This window comes from Streptomyces nanhaiensis (genome assembly GCF_046614825.1).
Lineage (GTDB): Bacteria > Actinomycetota > Actinomycetes > Streptomycetales > Streptomycetaceae > Streptomyces > Streptomyces radiopugnans.
On sequence record NZ_JBKJFM010000390.1, the window covers coordinates 1 to 543 of the forward strand.

Consider the following 543-nt stretch of genomic DNA (forward strand, 5'->3'; position numbering starts at 1 on the left):
GGTGTTCGAACAGGGCGCGTCCGTGGACGAGTGTGCCGGCGACGGCCACGGCATCCAGGTCGGGCCGCTGATCGACGTACTCGCGGAGTTGCCGGGCCTGTGCGCGCAGGGCGCCGGCGGTCCGGGCAGAGATCACCCACGGCACCACCGCACCCGAAGGCTCCGAATCAACGACCGGCTCGTCGTCCGGTGCCTGCTCCAGCACGGCGTGCGTATTCGTGCCGCTGATGCCGAACGACGAGACACCGGCGCGGCGCGGCTGTCCTGTGTGGGGCCAGGGCGTCTGCTCGGTCAGCAGGGCGACAGCCCCGGCTGACCAGTCCACCTTGGGTGTCGGCTCGCCGACGTGCAGCGTCCTCGGCAGGACGCCGTGCTGGAGTGCCATGACCATCTTGATGAGGCCCGCGACACCCGAAGCGGCTTGGGTGTGTCCGATGTTGGACTTCACCGAGCCCAGCCACAGGGGCCGGTCGGCCAGGCGGTCCTGCCCGTAGGTGGCCAGCAGGGCCTGCGCCTCGATGGGGTCGCCCAGCTTGGTGCCGG

At 71.1% G+C, this 543-nt stretch carries 1 protein-coding gene; it reads right to left on the reverse strand.

From position 1 onward, the window contains the following. Positions 1-543: ketoacyl-synthetase C-terminal extension domain-containing protein (locus ACLIYP_RS30750; RefSeq protein ID WP_412716343.1), on the reverse strand; the 543-nt coding region annotated here is incomplete at both ends.